15 protein-coding genes are annotated in these 24264 nt (G+C 43.2%); 14 read left to right on the plus strand and 1 reads right to left on the minus strand.

Annotated elements, in window-relative coordinates; all coding sequences use genetic code 11:
- Positions 1-21: 21 nt before the first annotated feature.
- The 14 genes from IM456_RS14860 to IM456_RS14925 all read left to right on the plus strand — a co-directional run bounded on the left by IM456_RS14860 (position 22) and on the right by IM456_RS14925 (position 21070).
- Entirely contained in the window at positions 22-720 is a 699-nt protein-coding gene (locus tag IM456_RS14860; RefSeq protein WP_008197446.1) for an EthD domain-containing protein, read from the plus strand.
- A 92-nt stretch (positions 721-812) separates the two neighbouring features.
- Positions 813-3020, plus strand: coding sequence for an AGE family epimerase/isomerase (locus IM456_RS14865; protein WP_287691639.1), 2208 nt, complete (start codon positions 813-815; stop codon positions 3018-3020).
- Between the two features lie 33 nt (positions 3021-3053).
- Positions 3054-5420 (plus strand): isoamylase, encoded by a 2367-nt coding sequence (locus IM456_RS14870; RefSeq protein ID WP_287691641.1) that lies wholly within the window; start codon positions 3054-3056, stop codon positions 5418-5420.
- Positions 5421-5525: 105 nt separating this feature from the next.
- On the plus strand, positions 5526-6170 hold the full coding sequence (locus tag IM456_RS14875) for a DJ-1/PfpI family protein (RefSeq protein ID WP_253881022.1): 645 nt from the start codon (positions 5526-5528) through the stop codon (positions 6168-6170).
- A gap of 85 nt (positions 6171-6255) precedes the next feature.
- Positions 6256-7848, plus strand: a complete 1593-nt coding sequence (locus tag IM456_RS14880; RefSeq protein WP_149985654.1) for an AGE family epimerase/isomerase — start codon at positions 6256-6258, stop codon at positions 7846-7848.
- A gap of 28 nt (positions 7849-7876) precedes the next feature.
- On the plus strand, positions 7877-9244 hold the full coding sequence (locus IM456_RS14885) for an alpha-amylase family protein (protein ID WP_287691645.1): 1368 nt from the start codon (positions 7877-7879) through the stop codon (positions 9242-9244).
- A gap of 39 nt (positions 9245-9283) precedes the next feature.
- On the plus strand, positions 9284-11011 hold the full coding sequence (locus IM456_RS14890; protein WP_287712787.1) for an early set domain-containing protein: 1728 nt from the start codon (positions 9284-9286) through the stop codon (positions 11009-11011).
- Between the two features lie 117 nt (positions 11012-11128).
- A complete protein-coding gene (locus tag IM456_RS14895; protein WP_287691649.1) occupies positions 11129-15319 on the plus strand; it encodes a TIR domain-containing protein in 4191 nt (1396 codons plus the stop codon).
- 22 nt (positions 15320-15341) lie between these two features.
- Positions 15342-17471 (plus strand): cache domain-containing protein, encoded by a 2130-nt coding sequence (locus tag IM456_RS14900; RefSeq protein WP_149985656.1) that lies wholly within the window; start codon positions 15342-15344, stop codon positions 17469-17471.
- Positions 17472-18000: 529 nt separating this feature from the next.
- A complete protein-coding gene (locus IM456_RS14905) occupies positions 18001-18663 on the plus strand; it encodes a potassium channel family protein (protein WP_149985657.1) in 663 nt (220 codons plus the stop codon).
- A gap of 32 nt (positions 18664-18695) precedes the next feature.
- A complete protein-coding gene (locus IM456_RS14910; protein WP_149985658.1) occupies positions 18696-19472 on the plus strand; it encodes a DUF2092 domain-containing protein in 777 nt (258 codons plus the stop codon).
- Between the two features lie 91 nt (positions 19473-19563).
- Positions 19564-19806: an AbrB/MazE/SpoVT family DNA-binding domain-containing protein gene (locus tag IM456_RS14915; RefSeq protein WP_002772118.1), complete on the plus strand. Its 243-nt coding sequence runs from the start codon at positions 19564-19566 to the stop codon at positions 19804-19806.
- Positions 19803-20135 carry a type II toxin-antitoxin system PemK/MazF family toxin gene (locus IM456_RS14920; RefSeq protein ID WP_043995641.1) on the plus strand — a complete coding sequence of 111 codons (333 nt, stop codon included), beginning with the start codon at positions 19803-19805 and terminating at the stop codon, positions 20133-20135. The genes IM456_RS14915 and IM456_RS14920 overlap by 4 nt, the downstream gene beginning before the upstream one ends.
- Positions 20136-20317: 182 nt before the next feature.
- Positions 20318-21070: a DUF6515 family protein gene (locus tag IM456_RS14925; RefSeq protein ID WP_287706905.1), complete on the plus strand. Its 753-nt coding sequence runs from the start codon at positions 20318-20320 to the stop codon at positions 21068-21070.
- On the opposite strand, the gene IM456_RS14930 is transcribed toward IM456_RS14925, so the two are convergent.
- Positions 21067-24129, minus strand: coding sequence for a sll1366 family intein-prone helicase (locus IM456_RS14930; protein WP_287691652.1), 3063 nt, complete (start codon positions 24127-24129; stop codon positions 21067-21069). The two genes, IM456_RS14925 and IM456_RS14930, sit on opposite strands and share 4 nt — an antisense overlap.
- Between the last annotated feature and the right edge of the window lie 135 nt (positions 24130-24264).

Here is a 24264-nt window from a genome sequence, read left to right on the forward strand (position 1 = left end):
CTGTACTATGAGAATAGGAATATGATTCATCAACTGATCTTTGCTCATCCCAAGCCCGGTATGAGTGAAAAGGAATTTCAAAACTACTGGGTTAATTTCCACGCAGTTTATTACGCCAGCAAAATCCCTCAAATCAGGCGTTATATGGTCGATACTCGTATTCCTTTTGGTTCGGAACCAGAAGAGCCGCTCTTTAGTGGTGTTGCTGAAATTTGGCTAGAGAACGAACAAGAACAACTCGCATCTCTCCAGTCAAAAGAGTTCTTAGCAGGAGCCCGACTAGATGAACCCAACTGGGCTGCCTTCTGGCGTACCGTAGGATTAGATACTAATACTCACGTCTTGATGGAGGGGCCGCCTTTACAAAAGGAATCCACGATGGTAAAACTCTTGATACTCGTTAAACGCAAAGCGGGAATGCCTTTAGAAGAATTTCGCCAGAAAATGCTAGGAAGTCATAGCGCCAAAGTCATGAAAATTCCAGGGCTTCGCCGTTATTTTCAATGCCATGTCAGGGATAGTTTTTATGGGATTGGAGAATCCTTACTAGATTGTGTTTCAATGCTCTGGTTTGATGACATTCAAAAACTGGAAAAAGCCTATAAATCCACCGAGTATGAACAGAAAATCTTGCCCGACTTTGCCGATCTTTTTGAATCTAAATACATCCACACAATGGTGACTGATGAACACTGGATTATCGGACCAGAATTTCGCTGATCAAGAATATAGCGGTATTTGGTAAATCATGAGATCCTTCACCGCCTATCAATTTATCAATTATCCACCCTCTATTTTTAGGAGCAATCACCATGGCTAACGCTGTTGATTTTACCTTCTCAGACCTGATCGCTGGCTACATTACCAGCTATGACAAAACCACCGATTCCTTTGGTCTGAAAACTTCCGATGATCGCGAATATACCGTCTATCTGACCTCGAATACCTACTCGCAACTGATTCGCAATCTTGGACAAGCCTATCAGGATGCAACGGGGGCGATGCGAGACCTGATTGAATCAGGCCAACCCAAGCAACAAGGTCAGCGGGGGCGGTTTATTTTTGCTTATGGGATCTTTTATCCCCTCGATAACCATCAGTATCGGTTTGAGGCCAAACAGATCAACTTTATTGGACGCTCCGATGACTATAGCAATGACTATGTCTTTGAACAACCAAACTGGTGGATCACTCAAATCAAGCAATTAGGAGACTTTTATCTGAAGTCTCAGTTTGGCACTCCTGACGGCAAGCTTAATATTGACTATTCTCTCTACCGCACTAATTTAGGGGTTACGGGAGAAAAACAAAAAAGTGGCCGACAAGAAACCGATACAATTTCTCGCCTCGTCTATGGTTTTGCCACAGCCTTTTTAATGACCGGGGACGATCGCTATCTGGAAGCCGCTAACAAGGGAACTGAATACCTGCGGGATCACCTGCGGTTTGAAGATAAAAATGCCGGTATCGTTTACTGGTATCACGCTGTAGATCTGCAACCAAATGGACGAGAAGATAAAGTCTTTGCCTCGGAGTTTTGGCAAGATTTTGATGCCATTCCTTGCTATGAGCAGACTTATGCCTTAGCAGGTCCTGTTCAGACTTACCGAGTCACGGGCGATCCGAAAATCCTCGCCGATGCTCAAGCAACGGTTAAGTTATTTAAGGATTACTTCCGAGATGCCAAACTAGGGGGCTACTATTCCCACATCGATCCCATTACCCTTAAGCCCTACGGCCAGATATTAAAAGCGCACAACAATGAAGCCAAGAAGAATTGGAACTCTGTGGGCGACCACGCCCCCGCTTATTTAATTAACCTCTGGCTGGGAACGGGGAAAGAAGAATATGCGGAGTTTCTCGAAGAAACCTTCGATACTATAACCCAGCATTTTCAAGATTACCAGAACAGTCCCTTTGTGCAAGAAAAATTCAATGATGACTGGTCGCCAGATTACAGTAAGCAAGAGCAGCCGAACAAAGGCGTTATTGGTCACAACCTCAAGATTGCTTGGAATTTAACCCGGATGTACGGACTAAAAAACAAGCAAGAATATAAAGACTTTGCTAACAAGATTGCCACCAGCATTGCTGAAGTCGGCTCTGACCGTCAACGGGGCGGTTGGTACGATATGCAGGATCGGCAAGAAAAAGCGGGCAATTTCTATAAATACTTCTGGCACGATCGCAAAGCTTGGTGGCAAATGGAACAGGGCATTTTAGCCTATTACATTTTGTCGGGAGTCTATCGGGAAAATGCCGAATTTTTACGCTATGCCCGGGAAGGAACAGCCTTCTATAATGCCTACTTCCTCGATCACGAAGCGGGAGGAGTCTATTTCAATGTCTTGGCCAATGGCATCCCGTATTTGCTGGGAACAGAATGGGGCAAAGGCAGCCACTCCATGTCCGGCTATCACTCCTTTGAATTGTGCTATTTAGCGGCCGTCTATACCAATTTGCTGCTGTTCAAAGAGCCGATGGATTTCTACTTCAAGCCCGTCCCCGGCGGCTTCCCCGATCGCATTCTGCGGGTAGCTCCCGATATCCTGCCTCCCGACAGTATTTATATTAAACAAGTCTGGATTGAGGGGGCGCGCTATGATGACTTTGATGCCAAAGCATTGACTGTCAAGCTTCCGAGCAACTACGACAACAAGAAAATCCGGGTGCTGATCTATCCGACAGGTATTACTTTTGAAGCGGCTCTGTTAGACTTCAGCGAGGGCGTTGCCAAAGTGGATTTAACCGGAGAAATCGATCAAGGAGACTCGTGGGCAATCGGCGAACTGGAACAAGAGTTTAACCGCCTAGAAATCCAACAGGCACAAAAAGTAGTTCTCGTCGCCTCAAGTTTGACATCCATCTCTGACGAAGCCCTGCGCTACTTAACCTATTACATTCGTCGGCGTACTCGTGAAACAGGCGGCAGCTTTACCCTCTCCGTCGAGGGAGCTAACGAGCAGGTGAAAAAGGCTTTCCTAGACGCTAATGTCGTTGAGCCAGACCAAATCTCTTAGGCGTTGAAAAAGATTAGCTCGAGGTGGAAAAACATGAATTACGCTCGACTCTCATTGGGATGGCATCCTCACTCAAATAACAGAGGGAAATTTTCCTCCCCCAAGCATTGGCTCTTAGTAGCACTGTTATCCCTGGTGTTAAGTTTTGCCATCCCCTCTCTCATCGAACCGGCTCTAGCAGTGGGAGCTAACAACCTGGGAGCGACTTTCGACGCAACCCAAAATAATGTCACCTTTCGCGTCTATTCTAATGCCGCCACCCACCTGGAAGTGTGGCTCTACGACCAGAATTTGGGCGCAGCAGAAAAATTTAAACTTCCTTTAACCCAAGATAGCAGTAGCAAAATTTGGTCTGTTAGCGTACCCGTCTCAACTCTGAAAGCCAAGGGGATAAAAGATACCATCTACTACGGCTATCGCGCTTGGGGGCCGAATTGGACTTACGATCCCTCTTGGACTCAAGGATCGACCGTTGGGTTTGTGCGGGATGTGGACGGTCAAGGAAACCGCTTTAACCCGAATAAACTCCTCTTAGATCCTTATGCAGTGGAGGTAAGCCATGATCGCCTAATTCCCACCGCCCCCGGGCAGACCAATGGGGGGATTTATGTCTCAGGTCCAGAATACCGCGCCTTTGACACGGGAAGCCAAGCACCGAAAGGGATTGTCCTGCCGCTCGCTCAAGCTGACATCGGCAATAAACCGACTCGTCCCTTCAAAGATGAGATTATCTATGAAGTTCATCTGCGGGGGTTAACGGAAAACGATCCGGACATTCCCGAAAACCTGCGGGGAACTTATGCCGGAGCGGCACTCAAGGCCAAATATCTCAAAGATTTAGGGGTGACAGCCGTGGAATTTCTGCCCCTGCAATCGATGCAAAATGACACCAACGATGCGATCGCTTCTACGGCTGGAGATAATTACTGGGGATATGACCCCTATAACTACTTTGCTGCGGATCGCCGCTATGCTGCCGATAAAACTCCGGGGGGGCCGACCCAAGAATTTCAGCAGATGACTAAAGCCTTCCACGAACAGGGACTGAAAGTCTATGTGGATGTAGTCTATAACCATACAGGGGAAGAAGGCGTGGATTCATCGGGAAATATTTCCCCCATTTTCACGATGCGAGGTTTAGACAACCCCACCTATTACGAACTCAGCAACGACGTGCGTTACTACTACAGTGATAACGGGGTCGGGCCGAATTTGAACACGGGCAATCCTGTGGTGCGGGATTTGATTATTGATTCCCTGGCCTACTGGAAAGATACTCTGGGAGTAGATGGATTCCGATTTGACCTCGCGCCGGTGATTGGCAACGACTGCCAGCGGGGATGTTTTCAATTTAACAAATTCAACCCGGAAAATGCCCTCAATCGGATGGTTAAGGAATTGCCGGTACGTCCTGCCAATGGGGGAGATGGGGCGGACTTGATTGCAGAACCTTGGGCCGTCACCAACTACCAGATGGGGAACTTCCCTAGTGGTTGGGCAGAATGGAATGATAAGTTCCGCGATAGTTTCCGTAAAGCCCAAAACCGCTTAGGAGTTGAAAACGTTCCCCCTAACGAATTGGCAACCCGTTTTGCCGGCTCGAGGGATCTATTTCAGGATGATGGTCGTAAGCCTTGGCATTCGGTCAACTTTATCGTCGCCCATGATGGATTTACCTTGCGGGATGTCTATAACTGTAACCAGAAAACCAACAGCCAACTGACTTGGGATAAGGGACCATCTGACGGAGGAACAGATAATAATTTGTCCTGGGATCAGGGAGGAGATCCCTCACTTCAGCGACAAGCCACTCGCACTGCCCTCGCCCTTGAGATGCTTTCGGCAGGTGTCCCAATGATGACGGGAGGAGATGAGATGTATCGTACCCAGTACTGCAATAACAATATGTACAACGTCGATTCTGCCGCCAATTGGCTCGACTATGACAATATCAAGGAGTATCCCCATTTCTTTAACTACAGTCAGAAGTTACTGGCTTTTCGCAATGCCCATGCCGCTTTACGTCCCGCCGATTTCTTTAAAGGTACAGATAATAATGGCAATGGCTTAAAAGACCTTACTTGGTTGCGAAGTGATGGAAATGAACCGGATAGCAATTATTTCTCGGATCCGAACCAACATTTTCTGGCCTATCGTTTGGATGGCTCGGAATTGGGAGACGGCGTACAATCTATTTATGTCGCCTACAATAGTTGGTCGGGAAATATCCAGGCAACACTCCCCCCTAATCTTCCGGGTAAGCAATGGTATCGAGTCGCCGATACCGCCGGCTTTATGGAAAGTCAGGACAATTTTAATGCTCCTGGTTCGGAAGAATTACTGACAGGTTCAACCTATGATGTCAATGGGCGTTCCCTACTTTTATTAATTGAGAAGTAGGAGCATTCTATCGACATTGAGTGGCTAGGTCTTGTCGGTAAAATACTTGACAGTGGCCTAGCCCACTCTGCTAAATGTGAATCAACCCTTAGCCAGAAAATAGCTGTGAATAAACCTTTAGCTGGAAAAAAAGTCGCTGTCCTTCTCGAGACAGAGTATATTGCAGCCGAGATTGAGTATTATCAAAGGGAGTTCTCGCAGCTGGGGGCAGAAGTTGAGCTACTGTCCTATTTATGGGGAGCAAAAAGCAGACAGTTAGTTTGTGATATCGATAGTCCAGAGCGTCCGGTTAAAGATATTCATACTCTAGTAGTAGATGTTGATGTCGCAGATCGGGAGGCGAATAATTACGATATTGTGGTTATGGCGGCAAATTATTGCAGTGTGAGATTGCGAGAAATTCCGCCAATAGGCAGTTTAGGAAGTCCGGATTTACTTGCTACTCCCCCAGCAGTGGATTTTTTTGCCAAGGCCATGTTAAATAAAAAAATTGTCAAAGGCGCTTTGTGTCATGCTTTATGGATTTTAACTCCCATTCCAGCCTTATTAAAGGGACGTAAGGTTATTTGTCATACGGTGGTTTTGGCAGATGTTCATAATGCCGGGGCGATTTTTGTTCCGGCTCCCGAAAAAGTTGTCATTGATGATGATTTAATAACTGGACGCTCTTTTGCTGATGTAGAAGCTTATTTTCAGGCGCTCGTACAAACAGCCATCAAGAAAGATACTAACTGCAATTTGATTAAATAAATCTTCAACCACCGAGGGGGTGTGATTCCTGAAACATTTAATCTAGGCATCCTGCCTGTTGTCAACATTTATTGAGGCAATAATCATGTTAGATCAAACTCAGTCATGGCCAACACAAATCACGGGAAAAAGGATCGCTATTATTGTTTTAGCTTTCCTCTTTAGTTGCGGAATTTTAGTTGCTTATCCCTCTCAGGTATTAGCTGATAAAAACGTTAATACAGTTAATGTAGAACAATTGCTGAAGCTGTTACCCAATGGTGAGCGCTGGAAGAAACACATGACGGAAGAGCTGCTACCTTTCTGGGAAATGGAGACAGCTTTAGGTCAACCGCTGGGGAATTTTCCTACTTATCGCTGTAATGATGGTTCCTTATATAACTCTCAGTCACCTTGTCCAGAATTAAAATATGCCGCACCTGGTATTGTTTGGGTTGAGCCGGATTATCGAGACTATGTCCGCGCCAAATCTCGACAAGTTTATGCCTATGGAGTAGCTTTCCATGTAACTGGTGATGAGACTTATTTAAACTATGCTCGAGCCGGAGCCGATTATCTGCGAAAATATGCTTTAGATCGGCAAAATGGGGGAGCTTATAGCTATTGGCATGAACCCGAACATTTACCCGGACCAGAAAAACTACAAAGAACCAGTCAAGATTTAGCCTATGCTCTGAGTGGGATGGGATTTTACTATTATCTCACCCGCGATGCTGCTGTTTTAAAGGACATCATCCAGGTTAAAAACTACATTTTTGACACCTATTACGAGCCGACTCTGGATCTGATTAATTGGGTCAAAGAACCTTCTCCGGATGGAGAGCAAGCCAACCAAAAAGAATTAGTCTCCCAACTGGATCAAATTTATGGTTATATGTTGTGGTTAACCCCGACATTAGCTGAACCAGAGCGAACTCAATGGAAGCAAGAGCTAAATCATTTAGCCCACATTATCATCAATCAGTTTTATAGTCCTCAACAAAATCTGTTTTGGGGTGCTGTTACCAATAGTAACATCAAACATTTAGGGACACCGCATACGGATTTTGGCCATTCCGTTAAAACTATGTGGTTAATTTATCAAATCGGTAAGCTAACCGATGATTTAGAATTAACCTTATTTGGGGAGAATCATGCAGCAGAAATTCTGGAAACAGCTTACCTGAAAAAAACTGGATCTTGGGCAAGGGGGTTTGATGAAAATGGCAAAATAGACCCAGATAAAGAATGGTGGAGTTTAGCAGAATTGGATCAGGTGAGTGCAACTTTAGGGTTAGTCGATCCAAGCTATGCAGTTTACTTGCCAAAAACCTATAACTATTGGTTTAATTACATGGTCGATCCAGAAAATAAGGAAATCTGGCACATGGTAAGTGCTAAGACGAATAAACCTTATCCTTGTCTGGCTACTCAACCATTAAACGAGTCTAAATGTTTTCCGAAACAGCATTCTTGGAAAAATGCCCTACATTCATTTGAACACGCTTTAGTAGGATATATCACCATGCAGCAAATTCATAGTCAACCCGTTCAGCTTTATTATGCCTTTAAGGAGAAACCAGAGGATAAATTTATCTATCCTTATTTCTATGAGGGCAAGGTTAGCGAGATCATTAATCACTCAACTCAAGACAATTCTAGTTCTATCCAAGAAGTAATCTTCACCGATATCCGTTGAAAATTTCTAAAATCATGGAGAAAAAATAATGACTAATTCACTCTCTATAGGGTTGAAAACGTTACTAACCGTAATCATCGCCTTTTTTATCGTGTTTGTTAATCCAGTTAAGGCTGATGTGATCTATCATGCCTTTAATATTCCTTTTCGGGAGATTGAAAGGGAACTTCCTGAACTTAAAGCCCAGGGTTACACCTATATTCAAATCTCACCCCCCCAGTTAAGTAACCCGTCTAATGAGTGGTGGGGAAGATATCAACCGATTGATTTTACTGTGATTGATAGTCCTTTAGGTAATGAAAATGAGCTAAAAGAACTTATTGACACAGCCCATCAACAGGGAGAAAAAATTATTGTAGATGTGGTGCTTAATCACATGGCCAACTATGAAAATTATCCCAATACCCTGCAATATCCACGCTTTTCTGCTCAAGATTTCCACGGCAGGGCCTGCATTCAAAACTATGATGATTCCTATCAAGCTACTCACGGATGGCTAGGACTAGACTGTGGTAGTGGACAAGGGGGACTGCCCGATTTAAACACTGAATCTCCCTATGTCCGTCAAGAGGCGAAAAATTACATTAATAAGCTTTTAGACCTTGGTGCTGATGGATTCCGTTTTGATGCGCTTAAACATATTGAACCGGGATTTTTCCAAGAAGTGCTTGAGGGAGTCCCCTCCGATGTCTATCTCTATGGGGAAATTGTCGAAGATAGTCCAAGAATGGCTTTTTCCTATACTTCTATTCACGATCTTGATGTTACGGATTACCCCCTATTAAATACCCTTAAAAGAGCTTTTAGTCTGGGTGGTGATTTGCGTATTCTCGAAGATACCGGAAGTGGAAATGGAGCTTTACCCGGTCCCAATGCTGTCACCTTTGCTAAAACCCATGATACCGTTCCGGGCAGCCTGCTTTATGGGGGTTATGGATTAGATTCAAGGGATAGTATCTTAGCCAATGCTTTCGTGCTTTCCCGTGCCGATGGATTACCTTTAATTTATGGGGAGGATGCTTCAGATCCTATTGTTCAGGCGGGGGTGGCATTCCATGAGCAAATGATGGGACAATCTCAGTCCTTCCCGAATGGTAATGAGATTGCCACGGGGGGAGATAGCCCAAATTTACTCTTTATTGAAAGAGGCGATTTAGGTATTGCCATGATCAATAAATCCGGCAATACATTTGATGTTGCAGATGCTAAAATGCCTGGTTTAGACGCAGGTTGCTATCAAGAACTGCACTACAATTTTCCCATGTCTGTCACTGTTGGTGGGGATGGACAGAAACAGATAACTCGCTGGGGTAATAACGAAAGAGGGGGCATTTCAATTCAACCTAGAGATGCCATGTTTTTTGTCAAAACTTCCGACAACATCTGTGTTCGATGATGCCGATGGGAGTTCTCTGCTTTAAATCATGGAGAAAAAATGATGACTAATTCACTCTCTGTATGGCTGAAAACGTTGCTAACCATCATCATTGCCTTTTTTGTGGTGTTTGTTAACCCAGTTAAGGCTGATGTGAGCAATCAGGTTTTTTCTACTCCAATTGTCAATCAAAAAACCGAGGGAATGGCGATTCCGGTACTGTGTAACCCGGACATTTCTCAATGTCCCGCCAGTGCCCAGTTACTGGGAACGGTTAACAACAACCGAGGGCACTGGAATCCCTTTTTACCAGAAAACAACATGATTGAAGACGGCCCGCTCTATTACAAGGAATTAGAACTCAAGGCGAATGGAGGCCGCCACGGTAACGGAATCTATGCTTTCCGTTTTGTTACTAATCAAAACTTGCAACAGACCTTCAAGGCCGATCACAACCGAACGGATAGTACAGGTAAACCTAAATTGGTTGGAGGAGAACTCGCTCACCAAGCCCAGAATATTATCATCAAAGTTGACCGTGACGATGTTTATAAAATTAGCTTTAACCCTTCAAACTTAACCTTTGATGTCACGCCTCATCCCACTTACCTAACAAAAATTGAATCGGTACAACTGAATGGATTTGTCTGGGATGATGAAGATATGTTCCAGAAATTTGATGAAACCCGTGCCAACCACGAAATCACAAAAAACGGGGATTGGTGGGAGAAAACAATCCCCCTCAAGGCGAATGGGGGCATTGATTTTAGAGCCGATGGAGTCTATCAATTTTTATTCTCTGCCAACCACAACGAGGACTGGGGATTTGGTGCTTACAATAACGGCAAAAATACTCTCACCGGAGGAACTGGCTTTGGCAGCGGCGGGGGACAGAGCAAGCACTCCGCAATCACGATTCAAGTCTTTGAAGATGGTAATTACACCCTCCAGATGAATCCCCAGGAATATAAGTTTAAAGTCAAAGCTCCTGAAGGGGTAAGACCCGTCAAAATTTGGAACGACGTGACCTCTTTGCAATTACTCGGCACCTTTTATCCCGATGTTCAATTCGATCCCACGAAGGCAGAACACAATATGGAATCTGTTGGTGACAAGATCTGGACTAAAACTTTGCAATTACAACCGGGTATTTACGGGGCAAATTTTGCCATTTCTGGGGAGCTTTTTTTGGATACAATGGCCCTCGGTGCTTGGCTGGAATCCGATCACCCCAACAAACTGATCGGTCGCGGTTGGCATGGCAAGCCTAACGAGCCTAATATTTTCGTTGAAGTCAAGGAAACTGGAGCCTACCAATTCACCTACGACGCTGCTCAAGATCGGTTTTCTATTGAATCCTTAAGCAATGCCTCTTTGCAACCGCCAGCCGTGATTGAAACCCTACAGTTAGTGGGGAATTTCGCCGAACCACTGCAAGCGTGGGAGCCGACCAGTACCGCCAACAATATGCAACAAATTAGCCCTCACATCTTTAGCAAAGATGTCCAGCTGGAAGCCAATCGCAAGTATGAGTATAAGTACAATGCCAATAATTGGGGTTGGCTCTGGGTATTTGCCGATTACGAATTGGACGGCTACGGACGGGACTTTCTGGGAAGAAACCCCGACCCCGCCCATTCCCGAATTGAAGACTTGAAAGTGTACGGACAGCTTACCACTCACGGCAATCCTCCCCCTCTCCAATTTACTCCTACAGCCAGTGGTTGGTACACATTTACCGTCAACTTGGAAACGGGGTCCTACTCGGTGCAACCCAGTAAAAAATAAAATTAGGTTTGTAGTTGGGCTTTAGTCCTTACTAGATAGGGTCTTTGTCCGACTACTTACTCCGCGCGCGTAGGAAAATAACTTTTCTTTTTCTCTAAAGTCCACAGGGAGAGTAAAATGAAAAATTTTTTTGATGTCTTTATCTCCTATGGACGTGCTGATAGTAAAGCTTTGGCTATCAAACTTAATCAAAGGTTGGCAGCAGAAGGCTTAAACGTCTGGTTCGACCAAGAAGATATTCCCTTGGCTGTGGACTATCAAGAACAGATTAATGATGGCATCGAGAGGACACATAACTTTATTTTTATCATCGCCCCCCATTCAGTTAATTCGCCATATTGCCTGAAAGAAATTAATCTAGCAATTAAGTATAATAAGCGCATTATTCCGCTGCTTCATGTTGAACAAATTAGCCAAGAAACTTGGCGGCAAAGAAATCCAGATAAAACTGAAGCTGACTGGCAAGAATATCAAGCTGAGGGAAGGGATTCTAGTTTTCCGAATATGCACCCAGTGATCAGCAAAATTAACTGGATCTATTTCCGAGAAGAAATTGATGATTTTGAAAGCTCTTTTGCTGGTTTGATCGGCGCAATTCATCAGCACAAAAATTATGTCGAAAAGCACAGTATTTTTTTAGTTAAAGCCTTAAATTGGTCGAGGAATCATAAGCAAACTAATTATCTGTTAATTGGCGAAGAGAGACAGGCAGCAGAAAAGTGGTTAAAACATAGATTTACTGAGGAACAGCCGCCTTGCTTGCCCACGGACTTACACTGCGAATTTATTAGCGAAAGCAGTAAAAATGCTAATAATTTGATGACACAGGTCTTTCTGTCATCGTCGGAAAAAGTTAATGTCATCAAGGAGAAAATTGGCAAGACTCTGATGCGCGAAGGCTTTACCATCTGGACTAATCAGACAGATATTAAAACGGGAACTGCCTTTGAGGAAGAAATTAATAAAGGCATTGAAGGGGCGGATAACTTTGTTTATTTAATATCTCCAGAAGCCCTGCAATCATCATACTGTTATCTAGAACTTGCTCACGCTTTTGCTACCAACAAACGCATTATTCCTCTGCTGATTGAAAAGACCGATATTGAGTTAATCCCCTCCCAGTTACAGAAATTACAATTTATTGAATTAACTGAATATGAAGATCGGGAAAAATATCGCAGTAGTATCGATAAATTATTGAAGGAATTAAACAGGGATGCTGCTTATCATGAAAGTCATAAAGTCCTGTTGGTCAAAGCCTTGAAATGGCAGCAGCAAACCCACAACCCTAGTGTCCTATTGCGGGGCTATAATCTCCAACATTTTGAAGCTTGGCTGAAGGTAGCTAAACAGCGAACAGAATCCCCTCCCTTACCGCTACAGGAAGAATTTATTACCGCCAGTCTCAATCAACCTAAAGCATCTTCCTTAGAGGTTTTTATCTCTTATTCTCGTGCCGATTCAGATTTAGCAAGAAGATTAAATGAGTCCCTAATCTCCCTGGGAAAGCTCACCTGGTTCGATCAAGAAAGTATCGCTTCCGGGGAAGATTTTCGCCGAGAAATTTATCAAGGCATTGAAATTTCCGACAACTTTGTATTTATTATTTCTCCCAAATCAATCAATTCCCCCTATTGTTCTGATGAGGTGGAATATGCCCAAAAATTAAATAAGCGAATTATCCCGATCTTACACCAAAAAGTTGCAGCCAAAGATTTGCCCGCTGCCTTAGCTAGTATTCAGTGGCTTGATTTTAGTCAGCATGGCGGGGACTTTCTGACCAATTTTACTCAGTTAGTTAGAACCATACATACGGACAGAGATCACGTTCATAACCATAGCAAATGGTTACAGAGAGCCAAAGAATGGGAAAATAGCCAAAAAAATGCTGACTTACTACTACGAGGCAGTGAATTTGTCCTCGCTCAAGCTTGGTTAAAGAAAATTGAGCAACAAAACAAACAACCACCGGCAACCGAGTTACATAAGGAATTTATTCAAGCTAGTCAGACGGCCATTGAAGCGGCGGAAACAGCAGAAAAAGAACGACAACAAAAGTTACTCAAGCTTCAGCAAGAACGAACCCAAGAGGTAGAAAAACGCCTAGAACAAGAGAAAAAAAATGCCAGACGGCAAAAGCAGTGGTTAGTCGTCGTCAGTTTGCTTGGGGGAGTGGCCACTTGCTCGGGGTTGTTTGCCGCCAAGGAGTATCGCAAAGCAGCCATTAGCGAGATTGTCGCAGTCCGTCAAACCAGTCAAGCTTCCTTTGCCTTAAATGAACAATTGGAAGCGTTGACAGCAGCCATCAAAGCCAAGCGGCTAGAAACAGATTTAGAGTCAATACCTTTCGTTAATCTACCGCCCGAGCGGAAAGATGATCTGAAAGAGATGCTCAAGATAGCCCTCTATGGCATCAAACAAGCTAATATCTTCTCAGGACATTATGGCGATGTTTTAGGAGTCAAATTTAGCCCCGATGGTGAGATGATTGCCTCCGCTAGTGCAGACAATACGCTCAAACTCTGGAAAAGAGACGGAAGTTTATTAGCCACTCTTGATGAAAAGCGTGGTGGACACAAAGGTTCAGTAAATGCAGTGGCTTTCAGCCCCGATGGTCAGTTGATCGCCTCCGCTAGTACAGACAATACAATCAAACTTTGGAAAACAGACGGGACCCTATTAAAGACACTGAAGGGACATCGGGATACAGTTAACGCAGTGGCTTTCAGCCCGGATGGTCAGTTGATTGCCTCTGCTGGTAACGATACAACTGTTAAACTCTGGAAACGAGACGGGAGTTTATTGAGGACACTTAAAGGGCATCGGGATCACGTTTTCACAGTTGCTTTTAGCCCCGATGGTCAGTTGATTGCCTCTGCTGGTAACGATACAACTGTTAAACTCTGGAAACGAGATGGCACCTTATTTAGGAAACTGGAAGGACATCAGGATACAGTTAAGGCAGTCGCTTTCAGCCCGGATGGTCAGTTGATTGCTTCAGGTAGTCGGGATAAAACAATCAAAATCTGGAAACGAGACGGGAAGTTGCTGAGTACACTGGAAGGGCATGAGGCTTCTGTTAACGGGCTGACTTTTACCCCAGATGGTCAGCAAATCGTTTCGGGAAGTTATGACAAAACGGTCAGACTCTGGAAACTTGACGGCACTTTATTATTGATGACTCTCCGGGGACATAGCGATGCGGTTAATACGGTTGATGTCCATAACGACGGTAAAAATCTGCAAATTGCCTCGGGGAGTGACGACAACGAGGTTAGACTTTGGAGACCTTACAGTAAATTAGTGACCACCCTTTTTGGCCATAGCGATGTGGTGTCGGCTGTAGATTGGAATGCTGATCTAATTGTCTCAGGAAGTTGGGATAAAACGCTCAAACTCTGGAAGTCAGACGGGACATTCTTGAATGAACTGGCAGGACGTAAAGATTCAGTTAGCACTGTCAAGATTAGTCCTAATGGTCAATTTATTGTTTCAGGAAGTCCAGACGGAAAGGTGAACATCTGGCGGCGAGATGGTAAATTGCTCAATACCCTGAAAGGAGACACTGGTGGTGTTAACGACCTCGTAATTAGCCCCGACAGTAAGTTTATTGTCTCAGGGAATTGGGACAAAACACTCAAAATCTGGGGGCTAGATGGTAAATTGCTCAATACCCTGAGAGGACACATTGATGTTGTTGAGACAGTGGCGATTAGCCCAGATGGTAAGTTTATTGCTTCTGGAAGTGCCGATAATAAGATCAAAATCTGGCGGCTAGATGGCCATGGCACTTTGCTTAGTATTCTTACTCTCACAGGACATCTAAGTCCCGTTTTAGCGATTGATTTCAGCCCAGACGGTCGTATGCTCGTTTCTGGAAGTGGCGACAATACTATTAAACTCTGGAAGACTGATGAAAAGGGACAATGGCTTCCTTCCTCTGTTAAAACCATCAAAGGACATTCTAATTCGGTGTTGGACGTTAAATTTAGCCCCGACGGACAACAAATTGCTTCGGCTAGTAGTGATGATACCATTAAAATTTGGCAACTAGACGGTACTTTAGTGAATATGCTGCCAGGGTTTGGGGCTGATGTTAACGCTATCCATTTTAGTCAAGACGGTAAAACTCTTGTCTCCGGGAGCAGCAACAAAACAATAATTATTTGGGATTTGGCTCGCGATTTAACACCTAAAGATATCCAAAGATACGCTTGCAAGTGGTTAAAGGATTATTTACAGCATAACCCCAAAGTAAAAGCAAGCGATCGCAATTTTTGTGATCGGATTCTCGGCAAAGATTATTAAAATAAAATAAGGTTAGGTCAAAATGCAAACTCAAACCAATCCTTGGCAACAACGAATCTTTAGACTGTCCCTGACTCTCTGCATAATCAGTTTCTTGTTGGCGACCTTCACCATTTATGCTTACTGGCGGGAGAAAAATCAAACCAGAGAAACAGCGAAAAATAAGGCCCGACAAGAAGCTGTCCGCGCCGCTAAAGAAATTGATAACCAGCTTCGTAAACTCCAGGATAGTGCCAATTCTATCGCGCAGGATATCAGTAAAGGAAAACTTAAAGATCAACAGTTGCTTGAGCGATTAAAAAGCACGATAGAACAAAATCCCAATTGGTTCGGAGTCGGTGCGGCTTATGCTCCCTATACTTACAAATCTCAGATTCGTCTGTATGGTCCCTACTACATCAGAAAACAGGGTAAACTGCAATTACTGCAACTGGAATCTTTTTACGATTATACTCAACCTGGAAAGGGTGATTGGTATATCCATCCCTTAGCCTCCGGTTCAGTTTGGCTAGAACCTTATTTTGGAGTAGCAAGTAACACTTTCCTCGCAGAATTTAGCACTCCTTTTTATCGCCTCAATCCGAAAACCAAAAAAAAGATTCCTTCTGGGGTAGTATTCGCCAACTATTCCCTAGATGGGGTAAAAAACTTAATGAACTCCCTCAAACTAGGGAACACTGGCTACGGATTTCTTTTATCTCAGAAAGGAACTTTTATCTATAGTCCTAGACAAGATTGGGTTAAAGAGCAAAAAAACATCTGGCAAATTTCTCAACAGTATAAATCTGAAAAATTGCGAGTTGCCGCCGAAAAAGCTCTCAAAGGCTCTAAGATTGAAATGGATTTTGAAAATCCCTTAACGGGACAATCTAGCTGGATATTTTTTGAACCTATTCCTACTACAGGTTGGACATTAGCTGCTGTCTTCATTCAAGATGAAATTTTAGTAAACACCAAGAGCTTATATAATAAACTTATCCTGATTAACTTACAAATAATTAGCTTTTTCTTTTTTCTATTTATCCTACTATTTCGCGCTTATAAAGGCAGTGTTCGCAGTCTTTGGGCTGTCTCTTCTTCCACTTCTGTTGTCTTGCTGGCGGGAATCGGATTTATCTGGTATCTCCAAATCTCTGAACATAAAATCGAACAGAAAAACAATATAGTGCTTCTGAAAGAAGAGGGTTTAAATAAATTCTTACAATCTCGTAAATCCGAAAACCCTAAAGACTCCCCCCTCTATATTTCCACAGGAGTTTTTGTGCAGTCTCTAGAATTTGAAGATGCTAATGATGTGTTTGTTAAGGGCTATATTTGGCAAAAGTATGATAAGAATATCCCTCAAAACGTCAGTCGGGGTTTTATCCTTCCCGAAGCAGTTGATCCCAATGTGACTGAAATTTATCGTCATCAAGACCAAAATTTTGAAGTGATCCTCTGGTATTTTGAAGCTAAACTCCGGGAAAACTTTGATTATTCTAAGTATCCCTTTGATGTTAAAGATGTCTGGATTCGCCTCTGGCCTAAAGACTTCTACAAAAATATCATCCTCACCCCAGATTTTGATGCCTACGATTTGATGGTTCCTACTTCCCTACCCGGTTTAGCAGAGGATTTTGTTTTACCTGGTTGGAATCTTAAGAGTAGTTTTTTCCAGTACAAACTCAATAACTATAATACCAATTTTGGCATTAACAGCTATATCGGCCAGGACAATTTTCCCGAACTCTATTTTACGGTTGTTCTTCAACGAAATTTTATCAATATACTGATCAGCAATATGATGATAATTATTGTTGTCCTATTACTGCTTTTTTGTATTCAAATACTGATCATCAAACATAAAGAGAGCGGTGAAAATCAAGATTTTACCGCTTTAGAGATCGTTTCCGCTTGTGGAGCCTTTCTTTTTATTATCATTATCGATCAGATTAATCTCAGACAAAAAATTATCACGGCAGGTATTATTTATTTCGATTATTTCTATTTCATACTATATATAATGATCCTCTTAGTGGCAATTAATGCCATCCTTTTTGCTTCTAATATCAAACTTGATTGGATTCATTATAAAAACAACTTAATCCCAAAGCTACTTTATTGGCCGACTAATCTGGCACTGTTACTGCTAGTGACTCTGTTAGTTTTTTAGGCTCTTCCGTTTTTACATATTAGGTTGAGAAGAACCGTTTTTTATTGAAAAAACTGCCAGGGATTGAATCTCACTAAAATAATAGTAAAATCCTTTTTTGAAAAGCTGATAAGCTAAACGGCTTTTACTTCGGATCACCGATATAGACTCCAAAAGGGTTATAGCTGTTGGATCATGCAGGTTAAGCGCCGTTTAGCTTAACAATCAATGACAAGTTAGCCAATGATAGTTAGTCAAGCTTTTAATTTCATTTATTATAAGGGGATTTAAGTAGTTAGGCGTTAAAAATTATCAGATCCCCCCGCCTATCGACACCCCCCTTATCAAGGGGGGCAGGGGGGATCGAACCTAAAATCCATTTTTAATTTAATTATAACCAGCTACTTAGTATTAATTGTACTATATGCTAAGATCTGAACGCTAAGATCTAACTTATCCCTCTTCTGTCAGAGGAGGAGAGTTAGAATAGAGAGAAAAGCCCTTAAAGCAAGAGTTGATATATGCTTAAGCCAATTAAAGGTTCGCTGCTATGAAATTTCGTCAATTGATGCGGGCAACAGAAAATAAATACAATCGACTGCTGGCAAATCTAGTCTTGCTCTACATTATTTACCCATTTTTAGTATATCTACCCCTGGGAGATTTGCTGATTTTCTTTTTCTTCTCCCTCTCCCTGATCATCGCCGTCTATCAGATCGATCGCAGTAAATTGGCTTTAAGATGTAATATCGGTCTGTTTGTAATTGCACTTATCCTGAGAGTATTCGGCACGATTATCCCTATTTATAGCGATTTAACCGGTTGGTTCGATCTGTCTAGTACATTAATTTCTCTAGCTTTTATTAGTTTATGCGTGTACTCGATTTTACGAGAATTAATTCTCGCCGAACAGGTAACATCCGATATCATCAAAGGGGGAATTTGTGTCTATTTTCTCTTAGGATTTTTCTGGGCATCCGCTTATAGTATCGTCCATATTTTTGAACCCGATGCCTTTAGCTCCGCCGCTAAAACCGTCAACCAGGCGGATCTACTTCATTTCAGCTTTACTACCCTGGCCACGGTTGGTTACGGTGATATAGTTCCTACCAGTAAAGTCGCTAGAGTTCTAGCCAATTTAGAAGGAATGACTGGAGTTCTCTATCCCGCCGTTTTTATCGCTCGTTTAGTCAGTTTACACAATGGTCGTTAACCAAAACAATCCATCGCCTTGGAGAATATTAGATGATTATGCGTCGCTTTATGCCGATTCTTTCTTTACTTTTGCCTTCGGTCACCGCCGCAGGAGTCTTGGCGGAAATACCGACTCTATCCCAGGAAATCCGCCCAAAAACGGCGGAACAGGTGATCGAGCAGCTCTGTGCTAATTTAACCAAACAGCGATCGTTCACCGTCAATATGGATGTCACCTATGACGATGTACTCGACTCCGGGGCGAAAGTTCAGTACAGCGCCTATCAAAACATCTGGGTAGAGAAACCCGATCGCCTGCGCTCGGACTACACTGGAGACGAACGAGTTACCCGCTTTTTTTACGACGGTAAAACCTTCACCCTCGCGGATCTGGAACGGGATCTATACGTCACGAAACCGGCACCGAATACTCTAGATGAAGCCTTAGACCAAGTAGAGCAAAGGTACGGGATCAGCATTCCCATGTCAAATCTAGCAGCGAACGATCCCTGTGCAGATCTAATGGCCGATGTCAGGCAAATTATTTTTATCGGCAACGACATGGTCAACCGCGAACCGATGTATCACCTGCTGCTGATCGGTAGCGATCGCGATTATCAAATCTGGGTCACGCAGGATGCCACCCCCCTACTGAGGAAAGCGATTATCACCTATAAAACTCTACCCGGTTCACCCCAGTACACGGCAATATTATCCGACTGGAATTTTAATCCCAGTACACCCGCCGATACTTTCACTTTCCAACCGGGATCAGAGTCGATCCCTATCGAACTTTTACCCCCTAGGGATAATCAATCCCAGCAGTAAACCCTGTTCATAAAATGCGATCGCTTGTCGGTATTCCCCTAAATCAGCGTTTTGATATACTTTGAATATCTAACGAATTCGAGGTGGGATAATGAAGTCGCAGATTGGACGCTGGGGTAATTCTTTAGCGATTCGGATTCCCAAGTATGCGGTGGAAGCACTAAACCTCAATCCCAATGACGTTGTTGAATGTTCTGTGGAAAACGGAAAGCTAGTAATTGAGCTAATTCAAGCCTTGCCTGAGTTAAGCCTAGAAGAACTACTGGCTGAGGTTGTTGAATCACCGGAGCCGGAAGTGGATTGGGGACGGCCAATGGGAGAGGAGGTTTGGTGACATACATTCCAGAACGTGGAGATTTCCTGCGGTTGAGCTTCGACCCACAAATTGGGCATGAGCAAATGGGTAATCGTCCAGCACTGGTGGTAAGCCATATTGATTTTAATCGCAAGATTGGTTTTGCCTTTGTCTGTCCGGTGAGCAATACGCAACGCCAGAACCCTTTCTACGTCAAGATTCCAGATGGAGAGGCAGTGACAGGAGTTATCATGGTAGATCAGCTGCGATCGTTGGACTTCCGAGCGAGAAAAGCGAGCTTTATCGGCAAGTGTCCAGAACAGTTGCTCCAGGATGTTCTCAGAAGAATTAAGCCGATTCTGTTCTGACAGGGACATTCTCAAAAGTCCCAGAAGAGCGATATTAATTATGAACCCAACCCAGATTTATTATAGAAAATGTTCCCGCCAGAGTTCGTGTAGAAACAGGAGAGCGTTTTTTTTGCACCAGAAACCGTCGAACGCTTGCAGAAAATAATCTGGGAAGATAAAAAAATCAAGGAGTCCGGGCCATGAAAAGATCTTTATGTCAAAACTTATGTGTTCTTGCCGCCCTCCTCTTGGGTACAAGTTTACTGGTAACGGATTATGTGGACGCTCGCGGTGGCGGTGGTGGCGGTAGTCGTGGCGGTGGTGGTGGTAGTCGTGGGGGTGGTGGAGCTTCCCCACGGGTTAGCCGCAGTAGTGATCTGCAAAACCGGGGGAATTTTAGTAATCGTTCCCAACCTTCCAGAGATTTTTCTGGAAGACAGGGGGAACGGCAAACCAGTCAACAAAACCGTCAAGGGGAACGCACCGAAAGAACCGATACCCGTCAAGGGGAACGCAGCGAAAGACAGGGTGAACGGCAGCAGCAGGTTAGCGATCGCCAACAGAACCGTCAGAACTTTATTGACGATAATCGCAACGGTTACTGGCGTGGTGGCGGTTGGTACGGTGGCGGTTATTATGTCCCCCCGGGTTGGGGTTGGGTGGGGTTGACCACTGGCCTAGTCATCGGTTCAGCGATCGCTACTCTCCCCCCCTACTACAATACCGTCTATGTGGGTTCCACTTCCTACATTTACTCGGACGGCATCTATCTTCAGCCTAGCGGTAGTTCCTACACGGTGGTGGCCCCTCCCATCGGTGCGATTGTCACCTATCTTCCCGACGGCTGCACCACAATCACGACTGACAATACGCTTTATTACAATTGTAGCGGTATCTACTATCGGCCCCTGTTTGAGAATGGTTCCACGGTTTATCAGGTAGTTCGCTTCTAATCGGTTTCTTCTTCATCAATAATTGCCGATCGATCTAATAATAATAAATCTCGCAGGCGATCGGTATCTAATTCTGTTAACCAATTTTCCCCAGCATCTACGGTTTGTTCCGCTAATTGTTTCTTGCTTTCGATCATCTCATTAATGCGTTCCTCTAGGGTTCCCGTACAGATGAATTTATGTACCTGAACATTGCGTTTTTGTCCGATGCGGAAAGCGCGATCGGTGGCCTGATTCTCTACGGCTGGATTCCACCATCGGTCGATATGAAAAACGTGATTAGCGCGGGTTAAATTTAATCCTGTTCCCCCCGCTTTCAGGGAGAGAATAAAAATCTTTGGCCCTTGGGGATCATTTTGAAAGCGCTCGATCATTTCTACCCGATCTTTGGCTTTGGTAGAACCGGAGAGAAATAATATTTCCTCGGCTAATTTTTTCTGGAGATGGGTTTGTAGGAGTTTTCCCCACTCGGCAAATTGTGTAAAAATTAAAGCTCGATCGCCTTCTGCTATCACTTCCTCTACCATGGCTTCTAAGCGTAATAATTTTCCCGATCTTTGACTGGTTTCTAAACTATTTTCTTTCAAAAAATGGGCGGGATGATTACAAATTTGTTTTAGTTGCATTAGCAAGGTTAAAATTAATCCATGTTTCTGAATTCCTTGAATTTCTTCAATTTTCTGGAGCGTTGTCTCGACTAATTGTTGATAAAGTTGTCCCTGTTCTTTCGATAAACCACAAAAAATATTCATTTCCTGTTTTTCTGGTAAATCTTCAATAATATTTTTATCGGTTTTTAATCTCCGTAAAATCAAGGGACGGACAAGGGAACGTAAATTATTCAGGGATTCTTGATCGCCGTATTTTTCAATAGGAAGGGCAAAACGACGCTGGAAAAATGTTTGAGTTCCTAAAAAATTGGGATTGAGAAAATCCAAAATTGACCATAATTCCGTCAGGCGATTTTCTACGGGAGTTCCCGTTAAGGCAATCCGAAATCCTGCGGGTATTTTTCGCACTGCTTGGGATTGTTTAGCCGTAGAGTTTTTAATATTTTGAGCTTCATCTAAAACTAAACCTTGCCATTGTACTGCTTCTAAAGTGGACAGATCGCGATAGATTAAAGGATAACTGGTAATAACAACCGATTTATTTTTTACCTCTTGAGCAAAAGCTTGACCTTTTAATCTTTTTTCACCATGATGCACAAAAACAGCCAGGGTGGGAGCGAATTTTCTTAATTCATGTTCCCAGTTATTGACCACAGAAGTGGGAGCCACCACTAACACAGGATTAACTAACATATCCTCTTCTTTTAATGCTAGTAAAAAAGCGATTAATTGCGGGGTTTTTCCTAAACCCATATCATCGGCTAAACAAGCCCCTAAACCCCACTTTTCTAGGAAAGCTAACCAACTAACTCCCTTGAGTTGATAGGGACGTAATTCCCCCCGAAATTCCCGCGGTGGGTTGATTAATTGAATACCTTGATTGTTATTTAAATTATCAATTAATTCCTTTAATGCTCCCTCCGCTTGGAAATTAACTACCGGCAGTTTAGCAATTAGATTATTATCTCCTGAACTCAAGCGCAGGGCATCTTCCACCGAGAGATTAAGGGGAGCGATGGTATTATTTAAAATTGCCTGAGCTGCTTTGACATCCGTAGGTTGTAGGATTAACCATTTGCCCCCCACTTCCACCACCGGCGATTTTTTCTCTAATAACTTATCAAAATCTTTTTTCGATATTTCCTGTTCCCCTACCACTAATTTAAGCTGAAAGTTTAACAAACTGGTTAAACTTAATCTTTCTCCTTTTTTGGGAGTTACACTGGCAGCAATCTTAATTCCTAATCTTTGTTCATTACTACCAGCAGTTAAACCCGTTGGCAAAATTACCCCTAATCCCTGATCTTGCAATTGCCAAGCGATCGAGCGAATAAACTGATAAACTTCGAGCGAATCAAGAGAACATTCCTCCGGGTGTCTTTGCTCTAAACTAATTCTAATTGGTTCGTACAATCGCGCCGCTAATCCCAATCCTTTTAAGAGAATTTCCTGAGGATTATTGACAACTCTTTGATAACTATGATAACTTTCTTTGCCCTCTAACCAAATCAACTTGGCACTAATGAGAAATTCTTGATCATCTAACGCTTGTAAATAATAGGTGAGTTTCCACACTGTCCCTAGACTGGGAGGTTGTAAACATAAACATACACGGTATTGATTCTCGATTAATTGGCGATTATTGCCATTAACCAAACTTTCTTGGATAGGAAACACCCAGTTATGATAAGCATTTTCTAGACGCTGTAAATTCTTGGCTTCTAAGGCAATCTCATGATGATCACCGCTTAAAGATTGTAACCAGGGTTTTACCATCAATGAGGGGGAAATATTAACACTACTATCTATCTTTTGTCGCAAACGAGCATCGACAATATTTTTTAAGCAATCGAGAATAATTGTTTGTGGTTCGCTATTTTCTTGATAGGCAAGACAGACCGGGGGGATGGTTTGGATAAACTTAGCTAAACGAGTGCGATCGATGGTACTATCCAGCAGGGGATACCAGCAACTTTCACCCTGATTTATTCCCGCTAAAAATTTCCCCCTTGCTAATAAATCTAAACTCCAACGGTGCAAATATAGCCAAAATCGTAGATCATTGCCGATAAATTCGGCCTTAGCTAGGGGCAATTTCTCCCATAACTGTACTATCATCCCCGCAGAAAAAGTTAATCCTGATATCTGCCATGGTTGCCAAGACAAGGATTTAGCTGTGGGTTCGAGAATTTGCCCAGACAGCAGCGGTAAAAAATATTTTTTCCTTGGGGGGGAATAACTAGGTAAACTGAGCTTGATTGATTCTGGAGAATAGCGGTCAAGCTGAGGAGAAAATTTCCCGATAAATTGGGCTAATGCCCCGGATTCTAGACAAAAAGGATGATTTTCCTTTGTTTCACTTAATTCCTTCCCTTGCCACTGTTCACCCCAAAGAAAAAAAACACTATCTTGCGAACCAATCAGCCAATTACCGTGTAGAGTAGTCATTATGAAATAGGGAAATTCCTCTAAAAAACCTGCTGTTGAAAAGGCAAAAAATCTCGATTTTGTCGCTTCTTCTGACCTTAAGAGCCTCTAATCTTCTATTTTAGTGGACAAGGGCTGATTTCTCAAGCAGAATCT

It is taken from the genome of Microcystis sp. M079S1 (assembly GCF_020246425.1).
In the GTDB taxonomy this organism is placed as follows: domain Bacteria; phylum Cyanobacteriota; class Cyanobacteriia; order Cyanobacteriales; family Microcystaceae; genus Microcystis; species Microcystis aeruginosa.